General features: G+C 73.0%; 21 protein-coding genes and 1 tRNA gene. 13 read left to right on the top strand and 9 right to left on the bottom strand.

Features of this window, described 5'->3' with window-relative positions:
• On the bottom strand, positions 1-491 hold a 491-nt coding region (locus M8J74_RS40265), incomplete at its 3' end, for a DUF3662 domain-containing protein (RefSeq protein ID WP_249841163.1).
• A 500-nt stretch (positions 492-991) separates the two neighbouring features.
• Here M8J74_RS40265 and M8J74_RS40270 point away from each other — a divergent pair.
• The 4 genes from M8J74_RS40270 (at position 992) to M8J74_RS40285 (ending at position 4302) form a co-directional block, all read left to right on the top strand.
• Positions 992-1078, top strand: a tRNA-Leu gene (locus M8J74_RS40270).
• Positions 1079-1406: 328 nt separating this feature from the next.
• Complete coding sequence (locus tag M8J74_RS40275; RefSeq protein ID WP_249841164.1) at positions 1407-2819, top strand: DUF2252 domain-containing protein; 1413 nt, start codon at positions 1407-1409, stop codon at positions 2817-2819.
• Between the two features lie 224 nt (positions 2820-3043).
• Positions 3044-3889: a J domain-containing protein gene (locus M8J74_RS40280; protein WP_058924270.1), complete on the top strand. Its 846-nt coding sequence runs from the start codon at positions 3044-3046 to the stop codon at positions 3887-3889.
• 83 nt (positions 3890-3972) lie between these two features.
• Entirely contained in the window at positions 3973-4302 is a 330-nt protein-coding gene (locus M8J74_RS40285; RefSeq protein WP_058924269.1) for a rhodanese-like domain-containing protein, read from the top strand.
• 16 nt (positions 4303-4318) lie between these two features.
• Here the strand turns inward: M8J74_RS40285 and M8J74_RS40290 are convergent, their stop codons facing one another.
• From M8J74_RS40290 to paaA, 6 genes are all read right to left on the bottom strand, one after another.
• Positions 4319-5452, bottom strand: a complete 1134-nt coding sequence (locus M8J74_RS40290) for an acyl-CoA dehydrogenase family protein (RefSeq protein WP_249841165.1) — start codon at positions 5450-5452, stop codon at positions 4319-4321.
• A 184-nt stretch (positions 5453-5636) separates the two neighbouring features.
• The gene (locus tag M8J74_RS40295) at positions 5637-6701 is read right to left on the bottom strand and encodes a 2Fe-2S iron-sulfur cluster-binding protein (RefSeq protein ID WP_249841166.1); all 1065 of its coding nucleotides are present in this window, start codon (positions 6699-6701) and stop codon (positions 5637-5639) included.
• Complete coding sequence (gene paaD, locus M8J74_RS40300; protein ID WP_249841167.1) at positions 6702-7274, bottom strand: 1,2-phenylacetyl-CoA epoxidase subunit PaaD; 573 nt, start codon at positions 7272-7274, stop codon at positions 6702-6704.
• A complete protein-coding gene (gene paaC, locus M8J74_RS40305; RefSeq protein ID WP_249841168.1) occupies positions 7268-7999 on the bottom strand; it encodes a 1,2-phenylacetyl-CoA epoxidase subunit PaaC in 732 nt (243 codons plus the stop codon). The genes paaD and paaC overlap by 7 nt, the downstream gene beginning before the upstream one ends.
• Entirely contained in the window at positions 7996-8283 is a 288-nt protein-coding gene (gene paaB / locus M8J74_RS40310; RefSeq protein WP_058924264.1) for a 1,2-phenylacetyl-CoA epoxidase subunit PaaB, read from the bottom strand. The genes paaC and paaB overlap by 4 nt, the downstream gene beginning before the upstream one ends.
• Entirely contained in the window at positions 8280-9275 is a 996-nt protein-coding gene (gene paaA, locus M8J74_RS40315; protein ID WP_249841169.1) for a 1,2-phenylacetyl-CoA epoxidase subunit PaaA, read from the bottom strand. The genes paaB and paaA overlap by 4 nt, the downstream gene beginning before the upstream one ends.
• Positions 9276-9573: 298 nt before the next feature.
• Here paaA and M8J74_RS40320 point away from each other — a divergent pair, with 298 nt between their 5' ends.
• Genes M8J74_RS40320 through M8J74_RS40330 form a run of 3 tightly spaced genes read left to right on the top strand, consistent with a single transcriptional unit; the run spans position 9574 to position 12576 of the window.
• On the top strand, positions 9574-10581 hold the full coding sequence (locus M8J74_RS40320; RefSeq protein ID WP_249841170.1) for a DUF5819 family protein: 1008 nt from the start codon (positions 9574-9576) through the stop codon (positions 10579-10581).
• Positions 10578-11792, top strand: a complete 1215-nt coding sequence (locus M8J74_RS40325) for an HTTM domain-containing protein (RefSeq protein ID WP_249841171.1) — start codon at positions 10578-10580, stop codon at positions 11790-11792. Before M8J74_RS40320 ends, M8J74_RS40325 begins: the two co-directional genes overlap by 4 nt.
• 31 nt (positions 11793-11823) lie before the next feature.
• Positions 11824-12576, top strand: a complete 753-nt coding sequence (locus M8J74_RS40330; protein WP_249841172.1) for a TrmH family RNA methyltransferase — start codon at positions 11824-11826, stop codon at positions 12574-12576.
• Between the two features lie 31 nt (positions 12577-12607).
• Here M8J74_RS40330 and paaN read toward each other — a convergent pair whose 3' ends face one another.
• The gene (paaN, locus tag M8J74_RS40335) at positions 12608-14299 is read right to left on the bottom strand and encodes a phenylacetic acid degradation protein PaaN (RefSeq protein ID WP_249841173.1); all 1692 of its coding nucleotides are present in this window, start codon (positions 14297-14299) and stop codon (positions 12608-12610) included.
• A gap of 160 nt (positions 14300-14459) precedes the next feature.
• On the opposite strand from paaN, the gene M8J74_RS40340 reads away from it, so the two are divergent.
• On the top strand, positions 14460-15977 hold the full coding sequence (locus M8J74_RS40340) for a 3-hydroxyacyl-CoA dehydrogenase (RefSeq protein WP_249841174.1): 1518 nt from the start codon (positions 14460-14462) through the stop codon (positions 15975-15977).
• Positions 15974-16561 (top strand): TetR/AcrR family transcriptional regulator, encoded by a 588-nt coding sequence (locus M8J74_RS40345; protein WP_200701900.1) that lies wholly within the window; start codon positions 15974-15976, stop codon positions 16559-16561. Before M8J74_RS40340 ends, M8J74_RS40345 begins: the two co-directional genes overlap by 4 nt.
• A 2-nt stretch (positions 16562-16563) precedes the next feature.
• Here M8J74_RS40345 and M8J74_RS44735 read toward each other — a convergent pair whose 3' ends face one another.
• Positions 16564-17049, bottom strand: coding sequence for an Lrp/AsnC family transcriptional regulator (locus tag M8J74_RS44735; RefSeq protein WP_283949200.1), 486 nt, complete (start codon positions 17047-17049; stop codon positions 16564-16566).
• A 190-nt stretch (positions 17050-17239) separates the two neighbouring features.
• Between M8J74_RS44735 and pdhA the strand changes: the two genes are divergently transcribed.
• Genes pdhA through M8J74_RS40380 form a run of 4 tightly spaced genes read left to right on the top strand, consistent with a single transcriptional unit; the run spans position 17240 to position 21773 of the window.
• Entirely contained in the window at positions 17240-18373 is a 1134-nt protein-coding gene (gene pdhA / locus M8J74_RS40365) for a pyruvate dehydrogenase (acetyl-transferring) E1 component subunit alpha (RefSeq protein ID WP_249841175.1), read from the top strand.
• Positions 18373-19377 (top strand): alpha-ketoacid dehydrogenase subunit beta, encoded by a 1005-nt coding sequence (locus M8J74_RS40370; RefSeq protein WP_058924254.1) that lies wholly within the window; start codon positions 18373-18375, stop codon positions 19375-19377. Before pdhA ends, M8J74_RS40370 begins: the two co-directional genes overlap by 1 nt.
• Positions 19377-20801: a dihydrolipoamide acetyltransferase family protein gene (locus M8J74_RS40375; protein WP_249841176.1), complete on the top strand. Its 1425-nt coding sequence runs from the start codon at positions 19377-19379 to the stop codon at positions 20799-20801. The genes M8J74_RS40370 and M8J74_RS40375 overlap by 1 nt, the downstream gene beginning before the upstream one ends.
• A gap of 54 nt (positions 20802-20855) precedes the next feature.
• Complete coding sequence (locus tag M8J74_RS40380) at positions 20856-21773, top strand: NTP transferase domain-containing protein (protein WP_249841177.1); 918 nt, start codon at positions 20856-20858, stop codon at positions 21771-21773.
• The last annotated feature ends 154 nt before the right edge of the window (positions 21774-21927 follow it).

Genomic DNA, 21927 nt, shown 5'->3' on the forward strand with positions numbered 1-21927 from the left:
ATGGGCGGGGCCCCCGCCGGGGCGGCGGCCGGCGGGTAGCCGTAACCGCCGGGACGGCCCGCGGCCGGAGCGGGCGGGGCCGCCGGGGCCGGGGATCCGGGGGCCTGCTGGTTGGTGGAGGAGGCGAGCGTACGGCTGCGCACCCGGTACAGGCCGGTGTCGAGGTCGTCCGCCTTCTCGAGGTGGACCTTGATGGGGCCCATGAAGGTGTAGCGCTGCTGCTTGGCGTAGTCGCGCACCATGCCGGCGAGCTCGTCGCCGAGCTGGCCGGAGTAGGGGCTGAGCCGCTCGAAGTCCGGCGTGCTCAGCTCCACGATGAAGTCGTTGGGGACGACGGTCCGCTCGCGGTTCCAGATCGTCGCGTTGTTGTCGCACTCGCGCTGCAGCGCGCCCGCGATCTCCACGGGCTGGACCTCGGACTTGAACACCTTGGCGAAGGTGCCGTTGACCAGACCTTCGAGACGCTGCTCGAACTTCTTCAGGACTCCCATGGGGCACCTCCTCCGTAGTCTCTGTCGTCCTGCTTCCCGCCTTGCGGGTACTGCACTGCCTGGTACTGCTTACTGATCGTATCCACGCGCCGGGTAATCGGCTGGTTCCCCCTGTCGGCCCCGTCGACGGGTGTCGACGCCGGTCGAAGTTCCCTCCGGAGGTTCCCTCCGAAGCTCCCCTTCGAACTCGTCCCTCGAACTCCTTCTGCCCAGGATCGTAGAGGCGGCCGCAGACAAGTGTCCCGCACCTGACTGTGGACCCTGCCCGGCTCCTGTGGAGACGGGCCGTACCGGTACGAGGTTGATACGAGAACCGGCACTCCTTGATACGGAACGGAGCGCTCCGATGATCGACCGGGGCGGGGCCGGATCGGGAGAGCTCCCTGGTCGGCGGCTGCCCCGGGGTAAGGGATGTGAACCCACCCCCGCCAGCGTGCTAATGTTCTGCGTGTCGGAAGGCGCCGGACCGAAAGAGCCGGGAGCCGGAGGACACACCCAATGCGCGGGTGGCGGAATAGGCAGACGCGCTGGATTCAGGTTCCAGTGCCCGCAAGGGCGTGGGGGTTCAACTCCCCCCTCGCGCACCAGCCGGAAGCCCCCAGGTCTCGGACCTGGGGGCTTCCGCGTTGTCCGGGAGAGTGTGAGCCGTATTACCTGGTGAGGACAATCACACGGTGTCCGTCGGCTCTGGACGCCCGGATGCCCCTTGGGCCCGGCCGCCGGATGTCCCTCGGGTCGGGCCGCCCGATGCCCCTCGGGTCCGGCCGCCGGATGTCCCTTGGGCGCGGCCGCTTGGGTTTTCCACAGGCGAGAGTTGTCCACAGGCTCTGACGCGTCTCGGCCACCGGCTGTACGGTCTCCACGAGTTGATGTTCGTGGGTGCGCGTGCGCGGATGTGCGGGGGAGGCGGTCGGTGTGACTGAGGGTGTTGCGGGGACGGGCGTGCGCCGGTTGCCCCGGGTGCGCGGCTTCGCCGAGTGGCCCGTGGAGGGGTCGCCCAAGCAGGAGGGCAAGGCGTTGCGCGGGCCAGTCCCGCGCGCCGCGCATGCCGCGCTCGACCTGGACGCCGCCCGGCCCGACGCCGTCGCGGCGATCGAGGAGTCCCACCGCGGCCGGATCCCCGAGCTCACGCCGATACGGGCGGGCCGGATGGCCGCGACGCCCTTCGCCTTCCTGCGCGGCTCGGCGGGCCTGATGGCCTACGACCTCGCGCGTACACCCATGACGAGGATCCGCGCGCAGATCTGCGGAGACGCGCATGCCGCGAACTTCGGTCTGTACGGGGACGCGCGCGGCGGCCTGGTCATCGATCTGAACGACTTCGACGAGACGGTCAGCGGCCCCTGGGAGTGGGACCTCAAGCGGCTCGCCGCCTCCCTGGTGCTCGCGGGCCGGGAGGCCGGCGCGGACGAGGAGTGCTGCCGCAAGGCCGCGTACGACGCGACCGGCGCCTACCGCCGCACCATGCGGCTGCTGGCCAAGCTGCCGGTGCTGGACGCGTGGAACGCCATCGCGGACGAGGAGCTCGTCTCCCACACCGACGCCCACGACCTGCTCGGCACCCTGGAGCGCGTCTCGGAGAAGGCGCGGGCCAACACCAGCGGGCGGTTCGCGGCGAAGGCGACGGAGGAGACCGAGGAGGGCGGGCGCCGCTTCGTGGACGCGGCGCCGGTGCTGCGGCGGGTGGACGACGAGGAGGCGGCCGCGGTCGCTGCGGCCCTCGAACAGTACGTGGGGACGCTCTCCGAGGACCGGCTGCCGCTGCTGGCCCGGCACGCGGTGCACGACGTGGCCTTCCGGATCGTGGGCACCGGCAGCGTGGGCACCCGCTCCTACGTCGTCCTGCTGCTGGACCACCGGGGCGAGCCGCTGGTGCTGCAGGTGAAGGAGGCGCGGCCGTCGGCCCTGGTCCCGCACCTGGTGACCGCCGGCTTCGAGGCGCCGGCCGTCGAGCACGAGGGCCGCCGGGTGGTGCTCGGCCAGAAGCGTATGCAGGTCGTCAGCGACATCCTGCTGGGCTGGACGTCGGTGGACGGCCGGCCCTTCCAGGTACGGCAGTTCCGCAACCGCAAGGGCAGCGTCGACCCCGCCGCCCTGGCCGCCGACCAGATCGACGACTACGGCCGCATGACCGGCGCCCTGCTGGCCCGCGCCCACTCCCACAGTGCCGACCCGCGGCTGATCGCCGGTTACTGCGGCAAGAACGACGAACTGGACGAGGCGATCGCCGACTTCGCCGTCGCGTACGCCGACCGGACCGAGGCGGACCACGCGGATCTGGTGGCGGCGGTGCGGTCGGGGCGGGTCGCGGCGGAGACGGGCGTCTGAGGGCGTGGACGAGGTGGGCGTGTGGGGACGTGGACGAGGTGGGCGTGTGGGGACGTGGACGAGACGGGCGTCTGAGGACGCCGACGAGACGGGCGTGTGAGGACGCCGGCGAGGCGGGCGTGGGCGTGCGGACGGCTGGGATGCCGGAGCGTGCGCCGAGGGCTGTGAGGGCCTGAGGCGCCGCGCGGGGCGGGCCCGGCACCGCCGTGGCCTAGGCTGGTCGGGTGACGAGCCCGGAAGCTGAGCAGGGTGGGGTCGCCGGCGAGGAGCAGGCGACGCCCGAGGACGGTGCGCCGCGCCCCGAGGAGCGCCTGGAGCGGGCCGTGCGCGCCGCCGAGCAGGCGCTGATCGAGTACGAGATCGCGGTGGAGACCTTCCGGGTCGAGGTCGAGAACTTCTCCCGGCTGCACCACCAGAAGCTCGGCCCGATGTACGCCCGCCTGGACGAGTTGGACGCCCAGATCGCCGAGGCGCGGGCCGAGCGCTCCGGTGACCCGGAGGACCGGCGCCGGGCGGACGAGGCCCGCGCCCGGGTCATGCCCATGCCGGGGGTGGAGGAGCTGTTCCACGGCTGGATGGACGGGGAGGGGCTGTTCCCGGAGGCCGCCGCGATGCTCACCGACCAGCCGGTGCGGCCCCCGCAGCGGGTCCGCCCCAGCGACGAGGCCCGCAAGCTCTACCGCGAACTGGCCCGCAAGGCCCACCCCGATCTGGCCCCGGACGACACCGAGCGACAGCGGCGCGAGGAGTTCATCACCCGGGTGAACGCCGCCTACGCCCGTGGTGACGAGACGCTGCTGCGGGAGCTGGCCGAGGAGTGGGCCAAGGGCCCGGCGCCGGCCGAGCGCGGCCCGAGCCGCAGCGAGGAGCTCTACGCCCGGCTCGAATGGCTGGCCCAGCGCAAGGAGCTGCTCTCGCTGGTCGCCAAGGATCTGGAGGAGGGCGCGATCGGCTCGATGCTCCGGCTGGCCCCCGACGACCCCGACCGCCTTCTCGAGGAGATCGCCGAGCAGCTGCTGGCGGACGTGGCGCAGCGGGAGCGGGAGCTGGCCGAGCTGCTGGGCGGCTGACCGGGCCGGTCCGCGCCGGCCGGGCGGGCGCTTTCGTGGCCGGTGGCGTCGGGTAGCGTCGGGGCATGAGTTTCGGAGCTGGTGTGCCCACCGTCGAGGTCGGCGACCTGAAGGACGGCGACTTCCTGCTGGACGTCCGCGAGGACGACGAGTGGAAGGCGGGGCACGCCGAGGGCGCCCTGCACATCCCCATCAGTGAGTTCGTGGCCCGGTACGGCGAGCTGACCGAGGCCGCGCCGCAGGACGGGCGCGTCAACGTGATCTGCCGCTCCGGCGGCCGCTCGGCCCAGGTCACCATGTACCTGGTGCAGCAGGGCATCGACGCGGTGAACGTCGACGGCGGCATGCAGGTGTGGGCGGCCGCCGGCCGGCCCGTCGTGACGGACGAGGGCCAGCCGGGGTTCGTGCTGTAGGAGGCGTGGCGGGCGGTCAGCCCAGGGGGTGGGCCGCCAGCAGGTCGCCGAGGGCCTCCTCGTGCGCGGCCGCCGGGCCGAGCGACAGCTCCAGGTGCTTGGCCCAGGCGTGGTAGCGGTGCAGCGGGTACTCCACGTCCGCCCCGAAGCCGCCGTGCAGGTGCTGTGCCGTCTGCACGACCCGGCGCACCCCTTCCGACGCCCAGATCTTGGCGACGGCCACGTCCCCGCAGGCGGGCAGCGCACCGGGTGCGCCGGAGGCGATCCGCCAGGCCGCCTGCCAGAGCGTGGCCTCCATGGCCCGCAGGTCGATGTAGCGGTCGGCGGTCTGCACGGCCACCGCCTGGAAGGTGGCGATCGGGTGCCCGAACTGCTCCCGCTTGCCCGCGTATTCGCCGGTCATCGCCAGAACGCGCTCGCCCAGCCCGAGCGCGAGGGCGCATGTCCCGGTGGTCAGCAGGTCGCGCAGCCCGTCCCAGGCGCCGTCGGCGTCCATGACGTCGCGGGCCGCGACGCGCACGGACTCCAGGCGCAGTTCGCCGAGCCGCTCGCCGGACGTGGAGACCTGCTCGGCGAGTGAGACCCCCTCGTGGCCGGGCGACACCACGGCCAGCAGCGTCCGGTCCTCGGCCGTCCGGGCGGGCAGCAGCACGAAGTCGGCGTTGTGCGCCCAGGGCACCGCGGTCTGCACACCGTCCAGCAGCCATTCGTCACCGTCCTGCCGTGCGCTCACGGCGAGTTCGGCCGGGTCGTGGCCGGTACGGCCGTGCGCGGCGACGGTCAGCACCAGCTCCCCGCGGGCCGCCCCCGGCAGCAGCGCCGACCGCAACTCCTCGCCCCCGTGGGCCTGTACGGCAGCGGCGGCCGCGCTGCTCTCCAGCAGCGGCACCCGGGCGAGGTGCTTCGCCGACTCCCGCAGCACCAGGCACAGCGCGATCGCGTCCAGGCCCGCCCCGCCGTACCGCGCGTCGAGGAGCAGGCTCAGCAGGTCCGCCTCGGCGAGCTTCGCCCACAGCGCGCGGTCGAAGTCGTCGGCGACGGCGCCCGCGACGAGTGAGGGGGAGGGCACCGCGTCCGGCGCGACCCCGGCGAACACCCCGCGTGCCGCCTCGGCCGCCGCCTGCTGCTCCTCGGTGAAGGTGAAGTCCACGGTCCTGTCCCTCCGGAGGGTCCGCTGATCTGACGGACCGTCAAGATAGAACAGGTTCTAGAAGAAGGGAACGGGCCCGTCGGCCGCGAGTGGGCCGCGGGTGGTGAGGGGCACCGGCGTCCACGGGCGCAGGCCCACACGGGCACCGGCGTCCGCGGGATCAGGCGTCCGTGGGCGCCGGGGTTCACCTGTCGAAGTCCAGCTCCACCTTCTCCGTCACCGGGTGCGACTGGCACGCCAGCACATAGCCCGATTCCGTCTCCTCCTTCTCCAGCGCGAAGTTGCGGTCCATGCGCACCTCGCCGGAGACCAGGAACGCCCGGCACGTCCCGCACACCCCACCCTTGCAGGCGTAGGGCGCGTCGGGGCGGTTGCGCAGGACCGTCTCCAGCAGGGACTCGCCCTCCCGCACCGGCCAGGTGCCGCCGCGGCCGTCGAGGCGCGCGGTGACCGAGCTGTGGGCCGGGGCGGCCGCGGGTGCGGCGGCCGGGGCGGCGGTGTCCACGTGGAAGATCTCCTCGTGGATGCGGGCGCGCGGGACATCGAGCGCGCGCAGCGTCCGCTCCGCCTCCTGCACCAGCCCGTACGGCCCGCACAGGAACCATCCCGCCACCTGCCCCACCGGCAGCAGTGCCGGGAGCAGGCCCGTCAGCCGCTCCTGGTCGAGCCGCCCGGACGGCAGCCCCGCCTGCTGCTCCTCCCGGGACAGCACCGTCACCAGCTGCAGCCGGTCCGGGTAGCGGTCCTTCAGGTCGGCGACCTCCTCCAGGAACATCGTCGAGGCGGCCGTACGGTCGCTGCGGATCAGGCAGAAGCGGGCCCCCGGTTCGCGCGCGAGCAGCGTCGAGACGATGGAGAGCACCGGGGTGATGCCGCTGCCGCCGACGACGGCCGCGTACAGACCGGGCGCCGGGTCGAGGGTGAAGCGGCCGGCCGGTGTCATCACCTCCAGCTCGTCGCCGAGGTCGATCTCCTTGAGCGCGTACGTCGAGAAGGCGCCGCCGTCGACCAGCCGCACCCCGACCCGCAGGGTGGCCGGGCCCGGGTCGCCGGGGGCCGGTGCCGGGGAGCAGATCGAGTACGTGCGCCGGATCTCCGTGCCGTCTACCCTCCGCCGCAGCGCGAGGTGCTGGCCCGGGGCGTGGCGGTACTCCTCGCGCAACTCCGGCGGCACGGCGAGGGTGAGGGCCACGGAGTCGTCGGTGAGCCGTTCGACCGCTGCCACGGGGAGCGAGTGGAAGCGGGCCATCTACAGCTCCTTGAAGTGGTCGAAGGGTTCCCGGCAGGCGAGGCAGCGGCGCAGCGCCTTGCACGCCGTGGAGGAGAAGCGGCTGAGCAGCTCGGTGTCGGGGGAGCCGCAGTGGGGGCAGTGGACGGGGTCGGCGTCGAGGGCCCGGCTCGGGGCCGAGCCGGTCTCCGGGCCGTCGTCGGCAATCCGGGTCGGCCCCAGTGACAGGGGGACCGGGCCGGCCGCCGCCCGGGTGCGCGGCGGCGCGATCCCGAACTCCCGCAGCTTGCGCCGCCCTTCGTCCGTGATGTCGTCGGTCGACCAGGCGGGGACGAGCACCGTGCGGACCTCGACCTCGCGCATGCCGTGCGCGTGCAGCGCCCGCTCTATGTCCAGGGACATCGTTTCCAGCGCCGGGCAGCCGGTGTACGTCGGCGTCAGCTCGACCTCGACCGAGTCCGCGGCGCGCAGGTGCACCGCGCGGACCACACCGAGTTCCCGCAGGGTGAGCGCGGGCAGCTCGGGGTCGGGGACCGAACCGGCGATCCCCAGCAGCTCCGCCTCCAGCGCCGTCGTCCCGGTGGCCGTCACCATGACGCCCCCGGGTGGCTGCGGTGCAGGTGCTGCATCTCGGCGAGCATCCGGCCGAAGGACTCGGTGTGCACGCCCTGCCGGCCCGCGCCGGCCGTCCAGGCGCCGGACCTGGGGCCCTCGGGGACCGTGAGGGTCGCCCGGCGCAGCACGCCCCCGACGGCCTCCAGCCAGGCCGCCTCCAGCGCCGAGAGGTCGACGTCCAGTCCCTCCACCGGCTGGAACATCTCGCCGGTGAACCGCCACAGGGCCGCCGTCGCCCGCTGCATCCGCTCGCGGCTGGCGTCCGTGCCGTCGCCGAGCCGCAGGGTCCACTGCTCGGCGTGGTCGCGGTGGTAGGCGACCTCCTTGACGGCCTTGGCCGCCAGGCCGGCGAACTGGCCGTCACCGGCCGCCAGTTCGGTGTAGAGCAGGTGCTGGTAGGTGGAGAAGTACAGCTGGCGGGCGATGGTGTGGGCGAAGTCGCCGTTGGGCTGCTCGACCAGCTGGAGGTTGCGGAAGGACCGCTCCTCGCGCAGGTACGCCAGCTCGTCCTCGTCGCCGACCATGGACAGCAGCACGCGGGCCTGGCCGAGCAGGTCCAGCGCGATGTTCGCGAGGGCGACCTCCTCCTCCAGGACGGGGGCGTGGCCCGCCCACTCCCCCAGGCGGTGGGAGAGCACCAGGGCGTCGTCGCCGAGGGCGAGGGCGGCGGTCGTGGGAACGGGCGTCGCCGGGGCTGCCGTCACAGGTGCTTCACCCCTTCCGGGATCTCGTAGAACGTCGGGTGCCGGTACGGCTTGTCGGCGGCCGGCTCGAAGAACGGGTCCTTCTCGTCCGGCGAGGACGCGGTGATCGCGGCCGACGGGACGACCCAGATGGAGACGCCCTCGCCGCGCCGGGTGTACAGGTCGCGGGCGTTGCGCAGGGCGAACTCGGCGTCCGGCGCGTGCAGGCTGCCGGCGTGGGTGTGGGCGAGGCCCCGGCGCGAGCGCACGAAGACCTCCCACAGGGGCCAGTCGGTGTTGGTCATGCCTGCATCGCTCCCGTGGTGTCGTTGTGCTTGGCCGCGTAGGCGGCGGCCGCCTCCCGCACCCAGGCGCCCTCCTCGTGGGCCCGCCTGCGCTGGGTGAGCCGCTGTTCGTTGCACGGCCCGTTGCCCTTGAGGACTTCCTTGAACTCCGACCAGTCGATCGGGCCGAAGTCGTAGTGCTGACGCTCCTCGTTCCACTTCAGGTCGGGGTCGGGCAGGGCCAGGCCCAGCGACTCCGCCTGGGGGACGCAGATGTCGACGAAGCGCTGGCGCAGCTCGTCGTTCGAGTGCCGCTTGATCTTCCACGTCATCGACTGGGCGGAGTGCGCCGACTCGTCGTCGGGCGGGCCGAACATCATCAGGGACGGCCACCACCAGCGGTCGACCGCGTCCTGCGCCATCGCGTGCTGCTCCGGGGTGCCGCGGCTGAGGGCGAGCAGCAGCTCGTACCCCTGGCGCTGGTGGAAGGACTCCTCCTTGCAGATACGGACCATCGCGCGGGCGTACGGGCCGTAGGAGCAGCGGCACAGCGGCACCTGGTTGGTGATCGCGGCGCCGTCCACCAGCCAGCCGATCGCGCCGACGTCCGCCCAGGTCAGGGTCGGGTAGTTGAAGATCGAGGAGTACTTCTGCCGGCCGGCGTGGAGCTTGTCGAGCAGCTCCTCGCGGCTGGTGCCCAGCGTCTCGGCCGCGCTGTACAGATACAGGCCGTGTCCCGCCTCGTCCTGGACCTTGGCCATCAGGATGGCCTTGCGGCGCAGGGAGGGGGCGCGGGTGATCCAGTTGGCCTCCGGCTGCATGCCGATGATCTCGGAGTGGGCGTGCTGGGCCATCTGCCGCACCAGCGTCGCGCGGTAGGCGTCGGGCATCCAGTCCCGCGGTTCGATGCGCTCGTCGGCGGCCACGGCGGCGTCGAAGGCGCGCTCGTACGCGGCGGTGCCGGCGCCCGCCTCCTCGGCGCCGTACGTCTGGTGCGCGGCTGCTGTCGCCATATGGCCCCCTCGACCTGGGCTCTGCCCGGAACTGTCTACCGACCGATCGTTCGGTCCGTGCGATTCCATGGTGGGTCGGGCGCCGTAAGGTGTCAACCGCTGTGGATAACCTGCGGCCGGGCCCTGTGGACCACGGGCTTGGGGCGGGTGGGGGCTGTGCGTCGCAAGCGGGTCTGAGTACCGTTCCGTGCGACTGCGGTGGAGCGGCGTACGGGCGACTCGGCGCCCGCCGTCGGCCGACCGGAAGACGGGCAGCCGGAACAGCCGGAAGACGGACAGGAACGGGAAACGGGGCGGAATGGACGCGTACGACACTGGCTCGCACGCCCGGCACGGGCTGGACGGGCCCGGCGGGGCGCCCGAGCCGGCCGACGGACCGCAACCGGCCGGCCGGGGCGAGCCGGAGGGTGGGGCCGAACCGGCCGGCCGAGGTGAGTCGGGTGGTGGGTCGGAACCGGCCGGGTCGGGTGGTGGGTCCGAGTCGGTTGCTCGGGGCGGGGCGGACAGCGGATCGGAACCGACGCTCGACGGCGGCGAGCGGCCGGCCGGGCTGCCCGGTCCCCGGTCGGAGGCATCCCCGGGCGAACACGGCCCGGCGGCCGGTGAGGACGCGGACGGGCCGCTCACCGTCGTCGTCACCGACACCTCTCCCGAACCCCGCGGCGGCGTCGCCGCCCTGTCGTTCCGCTATCGGATAGCCGCCGCGGTGGCGGTGGCCGTCGTCGCCGTCACCGTGTTCGTGCACATCGGCATGGTGTTCCTGCACGTCGCGCCGTCGAACACGCTCACCAAAGAGCACGGCAAGGCGATCGACGACTGGATCTACCCGGAGTTCGAGCAGAACTGGAAGCTGTTCGCGCCGAACCCGCTGCAGCAGAACATCGCGGTCCAGGTCCGCGCCGAGGTGAAGACGGCGGACGGCGGCGTGCGCACCACCGGCTGGTACGACCTGTCCGCCGAGGACGGCAGGGCCATCGACGCCAACCCGGTGCCGAGCCACACCCAGCAGAACGAACTGCGCCGCGCCTGGGACTTCTTCGTCGCCACGCACGACGCCTCCAACCGGGCGACGGGCACGCGCGGCTCGCTCGCCGAGACGTACATGCGGCGCATCGTGGTGCTGCGGCTGGCCCGCGACGCCGCGGCCGGCAAGGGCGGGACGATCACCCAGGTCCAGGTCCGTTCGAGCACCACGAACGTGCCACCGCCGCCGTGGAGCACGGAGAGGGTCTCGAACCAGCCGATGTACCGCATGCTGCCCTGGTGGCCCGTGACGGCCGCCGACACCGCCGGGGGTGCCGAGTGAACCGTTTCGCCCTGTCGGTCTCCGCCGGCATCGCCCGCATCACCGAGTCGGCTCTCGGTCCGTACCAGTCCGCCGTGATCCGCATCGGCTTCAGCGCGACCTGGCTGCTGTTCCTGCTGCGCGAGTTCCCGCACCGGCAGGAGATGTACGGCCCGAACGCCCCGTGGAACTGGGGCCTGGCCCACGAACTCGTCACCCTCAACGGCGCCTTCACGGCCCTGATGTGGTCGGACACCCAGATCTGGTTCGAGCTGCTCTACGTGATCGCCGTCCTGGCGAGCGCGCTGCTGCTGCTGGGCTGGCGCACCCGGGCCATGTCCGTGCTGTTCATGGTCGGGGTGGTCTCGCTGCAGAACCGCAGCGTCTTCATCGGGGACGGCGGCGACAACGTCCTGCACCTGATGTCCGTGTACCTGGTCTTCACCCGGTGCGGCCAGGTGTGGTCGCTGGACGCGCGGCGCAGGCGCCTCGCCGACGAGGCACGCGCGCGTGGGGAGCGGGTGGTGGACCGGACCGGTCCCGCCCTGTGGGCCGCGCTCGGCTTCGCGCTGGTCGCGGTGACGGCCGGAGGCCGCTTCGACGGGATCGACCCGACCGTGCCCGTCATCCTGTGGGTGATGTGGGTGGGGCAGGCCGTGTGGTGGGTGGTGGCACACCGGGCCAAGAGCCGGGAGCCGCGCATCCTGCTGGACGTCGTCGCCAACCTCGCGCACAACGGCGCCCTGCTGGTGATCATGGCCGAGGCCTGCATGATCTACTCCACGGCCGGCTGGTACAAGATCCAGGGCACGCGCTGGCAGGACGGCACCGCCGTCTACTACCCGCTCCACCTGGACTACTTCTCGCCCTGGCCCGCCCTCGGCGACCTGATGTCGTCCAGCGGCACCATGGTGATGCTCGTGACCTACGGGACCGTGATCGTGCAGGTCGCCTTCCCGTTCACGCTGCTCAACCGACGGCTGAAGAACGCCCTGCTGGCGGTGATGATGACCGAGCACGCCGTGATCGCCGTGGTCCTCGGGCTGCCGTTCTTCTCGCTGGCGATGATCGCGACGGACGCCGTCTTCCTGCCGACGTCGTTCCTGCTTCTGCTGGGCGGAACAGCGGCACGCGCGCGTGACCGCGTACGCGCGCGGACCGGCCGGACGCCGCTGCCGGAGCCACGGGCCGCGGAGAGCGCCGAACCCACGCACGCGAGCTCCACGGCGTGAGCGCGCCTCGCGCGCACGTAGGCTGCACGTCATGACCGACCCCGCCCCGGAACCGCTCGGCACCTGGCGCCGGCTCGCGGAGGGCGCCGTCCTGCTGGACGGCTTCCACGCCCTCAAGCACGCCGTGCGCTTCGGTGCCGAGGTCCCGGTGGCGGTCACCGCCGACCGGCGGGCGGCGCTGGCCCTCGCGGACGAGCTGGCGTCCGACGTACGCGAGACGCTGGCCGCGCTCCTGACGGAGGTGCCGGAGGCGACGTACCGGAGCCTGGTCCCGCGCCCGCACCCCACCGCCGTGGCCGCGCTGGCGGTACGGCCCTCCCGCGAGGCCAATCTCCGGAAGCTGGCGCACACCCCGCGCGCCACTCCCGTCGTGGTTCTCGACAACCCGCGCAACCTCGGCAACGCGGGCGCGGTGATCCGCCTGGCCGCCGGCTTCGGCGCGACGGGGGTCGTCACCACCGGCACGCTCGACCCCTGGCATCCCACGGTCGTGCGCGGCGGCGCGGGCCTGCACTTCGCGACCGCGGTGGAGCGGGTGTCCGTCGAGGAACTGCCGCCGGGACCGCTGTTCGCCCTGGACCCGGAGGGCGACGACGTCCGGGGCATCAAGCTCCCGGACGACGCCGTCCTCGCCTTCGGCTCCGAGCGCAGCGGCCTGTCCGCCGAACTGCGCGCGCGTGCCGACCACCTGGTGGCCCTGCCGATGCGCCCGCAGGTCTCCAGCTACAACCTGGCGACGAGCGTGGCCATGACGCTCTACCACTGGAGCCTGACGGGCTTCTAGGCCCTGGATTCCCGCCCGCCCGGCGGCGGACCTACGCCTCCCTGCGGACCTCGATCACCCGGAAGCGGTTCGCCACGAAGGCGCCGTCGCACAGCGCGGCGTTCGCCGCCGGGTTGCCGCCCGAGCCGTGGAAGTCGGAGAACGCGGCCGTCTGGTTGACGTACACCCCGCCCGTCAGGTTCAGCGACAGCTGGGCCGCCTCCTCCAGGCAGACCTCCTGGACGGACTGCTCGACCTCCTCGTTGGTTGTGTACGCGCCGACCGTCATCGCGCCCTTCTCACGGACGGTGCGCCGCAGCAGCTCCACGCCGTCCGCGGTGGAGTCCACGGCGACCGCGAAGGAGACCGGCCCGAAGCACTCGCTCATGTAGGCGGCCTCGTCGTCCGGCTTGGCGCCGTCCAGCTTGACGATCACGGGAGAGCGCACGACCGCGCCCGGGAACTCGGGGTTGGTGATCTCCCGCGAGGCGAGGGCTACTTCGCCGAGTCCGGCCGCCGCCTCCAGACGGGACTTCACGTCCGGGTTCACGATCGCGCCGAGCAGCGCGTTCGCGCGCGCGTCGTCGCCGAGCAGGCCGTCGACCGCGTGGGCGAGGTCGGCGACCACCTCGTCGAAGGTCTTCGGGCCCTCGTCGGTGCGGATGCCGTCGCGGGGGATCAGCAGGTTCTGCGGGGTGGTGCACATCTGGCCGCTGTAGAGGGACAGCGAGAAGGCGAGGTTGGCGAGCATGCCCTTGTAGTTCGCCGCCGAGTCCACCAGCACGGTGTTGACGCCGGCCTTCTCCGTGTAGACCTGCGCCTGACGGGCGTTGGCCTCCAGCCAGTCGCCGAACGCCGTCGAACCCGTGTAGTCGATGATCCTGATCTCCGGGCGGGTGGCCAGGGTCTTCGCGATGCCCTCGCCGGGCCGCTCGGCCGCCAGCGCCACCAGGTTCGGGTCGAAGCCCGCCTCGGTAAGCACCTGGCGCGCCACCTGCACGGTCAGCGCGAGCGGCAGCACCGCGCGCGGGTGGGGCTTGACCAGGACGGCGTTGCCGGTGGCCAGGGAGGCGAACAGGCCCGGGTAGCCGTTCCACGTCGGGAAGGTGTTGCAGCCGATCAGCAGCGCGATCCCGCGCGGCACGGGCGTGAACTGCTTGGTGAGGGCCAGCGGGTCCCGCTTGCCCTGCGGTTTGGTCCACTCCGCGGTGTCGGGCGTGCGGACCTGCTCCACGTACGCGTACGCCACCGCCTCCAGGCCGCGGTCCTGCGCGTGCGGGCCGCCGGCCTGGAACGCCATCATGAACGCCTGGCCGGAGGTGTGCATGACCGCGTGCGCGAATTCGTGCGTGCGGTCGCTGATCCGCCCCAGGATCTCCAGGCACACCACCGCGCGCACCTCCGCGCCCGCGTCCCGCCACGCCTTCTGGCCCGCCCTCATGGCCGGCAGCAGCACGTCCACGTCCGCGTGCGGGTACTCCACGCCCAGCTCGATGCCGTACGGCGACACCTCGCCGCCCACCCAGCCGTCCGTACCGGGCTGGCCGAGGTCGAGGCGGGTGCCCGACAGCGCGTCGAAGGCGGCCTTGCCCGCGGCCATGTCCAGACTGCCGTTCTCACCGTAGGCCTTGGGGTGTTCGGGGTGCGGGGACCAGTACGCGCGGGTGCGGATCGCCTCCAGCGCCTGATCGAGGGTGGGCCGGTGCTTGGTGATCAGCTCGTGCGCGGTCAGTTCGGCGGCCATGCGGGACCAACTCCTCGTCTTGTGAACTCTCCGTCGAGCTCATGACCTGGGCAGAAATATGGGCAGGAACAGCCGGTCAGAGTTAGAGTAACCGAACGATCGGTCGGTACAAGGGGGTCCGCCGCATCTGTGGAAAACCCCGTGCGGGAGGATCGCGCACATGACAGCACTGGACCTCAGCAGCCCCGTGGCCGTCGTCGGCACCGGCACCATGGGCCAGGGCATCGCCCAGGTCGCGCTGGTCGCCGGCCACCGCGTACGGCTGTACGACGCCTTCGCCGGGCGGGCCCGGGAAGCGGCCGACGCGATCGGCGCCCGCCTCGACCGGCTCGTCGAGAAGGACCGGCTCACCGGTGCCGAGCGCGACGCGGCGCGGGAGCGTCTGCTGCCCGCCGAGGACCTCGCCGAGCTCGCCGACTGCTCCCTGGTCGTCGAGGCGGTCCTGGAGCGGCTGGACGCCAAGCAGGACCTGTTCCGGGCGCTCGAGGACATCGTCGACGAGGACTGTCTGCTCGCGACCAACACCTCGTCCCTGTCGGTCACCGCGATCGGCGGCGCCCTGCGCCACCCCGGCCGCTTCGTCGGCCTGCACTTCTTCAACCCCGCGCCGCTGCTGCCGCTGGTCGAGGTCGTCTCCGGGTTCGCCACCGACGTCACCTCGGCCACGCGCGCGTACGAGATGGCCCGCGCCTGGGGCAAGACGCCGGTCGCCTGCGCCGACACCCCCGGCTTCATCGTCAACCGCATCGCCCGGCCGTTCTACGCCGAGGCCTTCGCGGTCTACGAGGCCCAGGGCGCCGACCCCGCCACCATCGACGCGATCCTGCGCGAGTCGGGCGGCTTCCGGATGGGGGCCTTCGAGCTGACCGACCTCATCGGCCAGGACGTCAACGAGTCCGTCACGCACTCGGTGTGGCAGAGCTTCTTCCAGGACGTGCGCTTCACGCCCTCGCTGGCCCAGCGCCGCCTGGTCGAGTCGGGCCGGCTGGGCCGCAAGAGCGGGCACGGCTGGTACGACCACTCCGACGGAGCCGAGCGCGCCGAACCGCACACCGCGGAGAGGGCCCAGGCGCCCGCGTACGTCGTCGCCGAGGGCGACCTCGGCCCCGCTTCCGAATTGCTCTCGCTGATCCGCGAGGCGGGCATCCAGGTCCGTGAGGAGGAAGAGGACCACGGCACCCGGCTGGTCCTGCCGAGCGGCGGCCAGCTCGCGCTCGCCGACGGACAGACCTCGGTCGAGTTCCGCGACGTCGTCTACTTCGACCTCGCCCTGGACTACCGTCGCGCCACCCGTATCGCCCTGTCCGCCTCCCAGGACACCGCCCCGCAGACCCTCGCCGAGGCCACCGGCCTCTTCCAGGCGCTCGGCAAGGACGTCAGCGTCATCGGGGACGTGCCGGGGATGATCGTGGCCCGCACGGTCGCCCGCATCGTCGACCTCGCGCACGACGCGGTCGCCAAGGGGGTGGCGACGGAGGAGGACGTCGACACGGCGATGCGGCTGGGCGTCAACTACCCCCTGGGCCCCTTCGAATGGAGCCGCAGGCTGGGCCGCAACTGGGCCTACGCCCTCCTCGACGACCTGCACCTGCGCGACCCCTCCGGCCGCTACGCGCCCTCCCTCGCGCTGTACCGCCACGCGTACGCCTCCGACAAGCGGGAGGGCAGCCAGTCATGACGACGGCCAAGCGCGACACGTACACCCCGGAGACGCTGCTGTCCGTCGCCGTGCAGGTCTTCAACGAGCGCGGCTACGACGGCACCTCGATGGAGCACCTGTCCCGGGCGGCCGGGATCTCCAAGTCGTCGATCTACCACCACGTGGCCGGCAAGGAGGAACTGCTGCGCCGCGCCGTCAGCCGTGCGCTGGACGGCCTCTTCGGCATCCTCGACGAGGAGCACGCGCGCGTGGGGCGGGCCTCCGGCCGGCTGGAGTACGTCGTACGGCGCATGGTCGAGGTGCTGATCGGCGAGCTCCCGTACGTCACCCTGCTGCTGCGGGTGCGCGGCAACACCGACACCGAGCGGTGGGCCCTGGAGCGCCGCCGCGACTTCGACCACCGGGTCGCCGAGCTGCTGAAGGCCGCGGCCGCCGACGGGGACGTGCGCGGCGACGTGGAGGTGCGGCTCGCCACCCGGCTGGTCTTCGGGATGATCAACTCCATCGTGGAGTGGTACCGCCCGGACGGGCGGGGGATGAACGAGCGCGAAGTGGCGGACGCGGTCGTGCAGTTGGTGTTCTCGGGGCTTCGCCGCCCCTGAGGTCAGCCCTGCGGCTCCAGGTCCTCCTCCTCGAACACCAGCAGCGTGCGGGTGCTCAGGACCTCGGGCATGGCCTGCAGGCGGGTGAGGACCAGCTCGCGCAGGGCCCTGTTGTCCGACGTGTGGACCAGGAGCAGCACGTCGAAGTCGCCGCCCACCAGCGCGATGTGCGAGGCGCCGGGCAGCTGCCTGAGCTGCTCGCGCACCGTGCGCCAGGAGTTCTGGACGATCTTCAGGGTGATGTACGCCGACGTGCCCTGACCTGCGCGCTCATGGTTGACGCGGGCGCCGAAACCGCGGATGACGCCGTCCTCGAGGAGGCGGTTGATGCGGGCGTAGGCGTTGGCGCGCGAGACGTGGACCCGTTCGGCGACCGACCGTATCGACGCCCGGCCGTCGGCCTGGAGCATCTGCAGGATGTCCAGATCGATCGCGTCGAGGGGGCGGGGCGGCGGCAGGGAGACCGTGCCCTCCGGTCCCTCGGCCATTTGTTCAGGTGCCATGTCCCCCCGCCTCCCTACCATGGACGTACTGCGTTCATTTGAGGTTGTGCAGAACCGATTGTCCACAGCCTGAAGGGGCCTGTAGCCAAAATGTGCCGACGACCGAACAATCGGTAGGTGAGGCGGGTCACAGCCGACGCGCCTCCCGTAGCCGCTCCCACGAGGAGGTGCCGTCATGACGGTCATGGAGCAGCGGGGCGCGTATCGGCCATCGCCGCCGCCCGCCTGGCAGCCCCGCACCGACCCCGCGCCGCTGCTGCCCGACGCGGAGCCCTACCGCGTTCTCGGCACCGAGCGGGCGGCGAAGGCCGACCCGGCGCTGCTGCGCCGCCTGTACGCCGAGCTGGTGCGCGGCCGCCGTTACAACGCGCAGGCCACCGCGCTGACCAAGCAGGGGCGGCTCGCCGTCTACCCCTCCACCACCGGCCAGGAGGCCTGCGAGGTCGCCGCCGCGCTCGCCCTGCGGGAGCGCGACTGGCTCTTCCCCAGTTACCGCGACACCCTCGCCGCCGTGGCCCGCGGCCTGGATCCCGTGCAGGCGCTCACCCTCCTGCGCGGCGACTGGCACACCGGCTACGACCCGCGCGAGCACCGCGTGGCGCCCCTGTCGACGCCGCTCGCCACCCAGCTCCCGCACGCCGTGGGCCTCGCGCACGCCGCCCGCCTCAAGGGCGACGACGTCGTCGCGCTCGCCATGGTCGGCGACGGCGGCACCAGCGAGGGCGACTTCCACGAGGCGTTGAACTTCGCCGCCGTCTGGCAGGCCCCGGTCGTCTTCCTGGTCCAGAACAACGGCTTCGCGATCTCCGTCCCGCTGGCCAAGCAGACCGCGGCCCCGTCGCTGGCCCACAAGGCCGTCGGCTACGGCATGCCCGGCCGCCTGGTCGACGGCAACGACGCGGCCGCCGTGCACGAGGTCCTCACCGACGCCGTACGACACGCGCGCGAGGGCGGCGGCCCCACGCTGGTCGAGGCGATCACCTACCGCATCGACGCCCACACCAACGCCGACGACGCCACCCGCTACCGGGGCGACACCGAGGTCGAGGCCTGGCGCGCGCACGACCCGATCACCCTCCTGGAGCACGAGCTGACCGAGCGCGGCCTCATCGACGAGGACGGGATGCGGCAGGCGCGCGAGGCCGCCGAGACCATGGCCGCCGACCTGCGCGAACGCATGAACCAGGACCCGGTGCTCGACCCGATGGACCTCTTCGCCCACGTCTACGCCGAGCCCACCCCGCAACTGCGCGAACAGCAGGCCATGCTGGCGGCCGAGCTCGCGGCGGAACAGGAAGGCGGCCACTGATGACCACCGTCGCCCTCAAACCGGCCACCATGGCGCAGGCCCTCACGCGCGCGTTGCGCGACGCCATGGCAGCCGACCCGTCCGTGCACGTCATGGGCGAGGACGTCGGCACCCTCGGCGGCGTCTTCCGCGTCACCGACGGGCTCGCGAAGGAGTTCGGCGAGGACCGCTGCACCGACACCCCGCTCGCCGAGGCCGGCATCCTCGGCACGGCGGTCGGCATGGCGATGTACGGCCTGCGCCCCGTGGTGGAGATGCAGTTCGACGCGTTCGCCTACCCGGCGTTCGAGCAGCTCATCAGCCACGTCTCCCGCATGCGCAACCGGACCCGCGGCGCCATGCCCCTGCCCATCACCATCCGCGTCCCCTACGGCGGCGGCATCGGCGGCGTCGAGCACCACAGCGACTCCTCCGAGGCGTACTACATGGCGACTCCGGGGCTCCATGTCGTCACGCCCGCCACCGTCGCCGACGCCTACGGCCTGCTGCGGGCCGCGATCGCCTCCGACGACCCCGTCGTCTTCCTCGAACCCAAGCGGCTGTACTGGTCGAAGGACACCTGGAACCCCGAGGAGCCGGCGGCCGTAGAGCCGATAGGCCGCGCGGTGGTGCGGCGCCCGGGCCGGAGCGCCACGCTCATCACGTACGGACCGTCGGTGCCCGTCTGCCTCGAAGCAGCCGAGGCGGCGCGGGCCGAGGGCTGGGACCTCGAAGTCGTCGACCTGCGCTCGCTGGTGCCGTTCGACGACGAGACGGTCGCCGCCTCGGTGCGGCGCACCGGGCGCGCGGTCGTCGTGCACGAGTCGGGCGGGTTCGGCGGCCCGGGCGGGGAGATCGCGGCCCGGGTCACGGAGCGCTGCTTCCACCACCTGGAGGCGCCCGTGCTGCGCGTGGCCGGGTTCGACATCCCGTACCCGCCGCCGATGCTGGAGCGTCACCACCTGCCCGGCGTGGACCGGATCCTGGACGCCGTCGGGCGTCTGCAGTGGGAGGCCGAGAGCTGATGGCACAGGTGTTGGAGTTCAAGCTCCCCGACCTCGGGGAGGGCCTCACCGAGGCGGAGATCGTCCGCTGGCTGGTGGAGGTCGGCGACGTCGTCGCCATCGACCAGCCGGTCGTCGAGGTCGAGACGGCCAAGGCGATGGTCGAGGTGCCCTGCCCCTACGGCGGTGTGGTCACCGCCCGCTTCGGCGAGGAGGGCACCGAACTTCCCGTCGGCGCCCCGCTGCTGACGGTGGCGGTGGGCCCGCAGTCCTCCGACGGCGAGCCCGAGGGCTCCGGGAACGTGCTGGTGGGATACGGCACCGGGGCGCCTCCGGCGCGCAGGCGGCGGGTGCGTCCGACGATGCCCGGCCGGTCCGCCCCAGGATCCGCCCCAGGACCCGCCGACGACGGGGCCGACGGCAGGATCGCGCCCGCCGTGGGGCGGGGACCGCAGCGGCACAACGGGACGCTGGCCACGGCCGTCGTCCCGGACACGGCCAGGCCCGAAGGTGTCGTGGCCGGGACCGAAGGTGTCCTGGCCAGGCCGGATGGCCCCGTACCGGTCATCTCGCCCCTCGTCCGCCGCCTCGCCCGTGAGAACGGCCTGGACCTGCGGGAGTTGACCGGCTCCGGCCCCGACGGGCTGATCCTGCGCGCCGACGTCGAGTACGCGCTGCGCGCCGCCGCGCAACGCCCCCTGGCACCGGCACCGGCACCGGCCCCGGCCGCCCGGGTGACCGCCCCGGCCGCCCCCGGGGAAATCCGCATCCCCCTCAAGGGCATCCGCGGTGCCGTCGCCGACAAGCTCTCCCGCAGCCGGCACGAGATACCGGACGCGACCTGCTGGGTGGACGTCGACGCGACCGAGCTCATGCGGGCGCGTGCCGCGATGAACGCCGCGGGCGGGGCCAAGATCTCCCTGATCGCCCTCCTGGCCAGGATCTGCACCGCCGCCCTCGCCCGTTTCCCCGAGCTCAACTCCACGGTGGACACAGCGGCCAGGGAGGTCGTCCAGTTCGACCACGTGCACCTCGGCTTCGCCGCGCAGACCGAACGCGGCCTGGTCGTACCGGTCGTACGGGACGCCCACGCGCGCGATGCCGAGTCGCTCACCGCGGAGTTCGCCCGGCTGACCGAGGCGGCCCGCACCGGCGGGCTCACACCCGGGGAACTCACCGGCGGCACCTTCACGTTGAACAACTACGGCGTGTTCGGCGTCGACGGCTCCACGCCGATCATCAACCACCCCGAGGCCGCCATGCTCGGCGTCGGCCGCATCGTCCCCAAGCCATGGGTGCACGAGGGCGAGCTGGCGGTGCGCCAGGTCGTCCAGCTCTCGCTCACCTTCGACCACCGGGTGTGCGACGGCGGCACGGCGGGCGGCTTCCTGCAGTACGTCGCGGACTGTGTGGAACAGCCCGCGGTGCTGCTGCGCACCCTGTGACGCAGGGACCACCCGCACGTTCCCTGTGATCGCGACGGCACGCATACTCATGGGGTGACCTCGTACGAGCGCTCGGACGTCCTCGGCACCGCATACGACGCCGTCGTGCTCGCCGGGGGCGCCGCGCGGCGGCTCGGCGGCGCGGACAAGCCCGGTGTGCAGGTCGGCGGGCGGGCGCTGCTCGACCGGGTGCTCGCCGCCTGCGCCGACGCGCGCACGACCGTTGTCGTGGCCGACCCGCGTCCCACCCCGCGGCCCGTGCTGTGGGCTCGTGAGGACCCGCCCGGCTCGGGCCCGCTCGCCGCGCTCGGTGCCGGGCTGCGCCACACCACCGCCGAACAGGTCGTCGTCCTCTCCGCCGACCTGCCCTTCCTCGGCGCGCCGACCGTACGGCGGCTGCTCGCGGCCCTGCGCGCGGGCACCGCCGACGGCGCCCTCCTCACGGACGCCGACGGCCGCGACCAACCCCTCGTCGCCGCCTACCGCAGCCCCGCACTGCACCGCGGGCTGTCCGGTCTCACCGAGGAGCACACCGGCCTCACCGGCCTTCCGCTGCGCCGACTGACGGCCGGCCTCGACCTCACCCGCGTCCCCGACCCCGTCGCGTCCTTCGACTGCGACACCTGGGACGACATCGCCACCGCCAGGGCACGCATCAGGGAGCATGGGCACGTGTTGGATGAATGGATCTCCGCAGCCAAGGACGAGCTGGGCATCGACCTCGACGTCGACACCGGCGTCCTGCTCGACCTCGCCCGCGACGCCGCCCACGGCGTGGCCCGGCCCGCGGCACCGCTGACCACCTTCCTCGTCGGCTACGCCGCCGGCCGGGCCGGGGGCGGTCCCGAAGCCGTCGCCGAGGCCTCCCGCAAGGCCGCCGCCCTCGCCCAGCGCTGGGCCGAGGAGGCCGCCGACGCCAAGGCCGACGCCGCCCCGGACGCCACGCCGGACACCCGGCCGGACGCCGGATGACCGCCCGCTCCACCCGGACCGGCGAGGACGCCGAGGACCTCGACGTCGAGGAGGTGCTGGCGCTCGTGAACGAGCACAACGGCCCCGGCGGCCAGGTGCCCTCGCCCGCCGCGCAGCGCACCCGCCCGGCCGGCCCCGGCACCCCGGACGCCCC

Origin of the sequence: Streptomyces panaciradicis, from assembly GCF_023516615.1 — a bacterium.
Lineage (GTDB): Bacteria > Actinomycetota > Actinomycetes > Streptomycetales > Streptomycetaceae > Streptomyces > Streptomyces panaciradicis.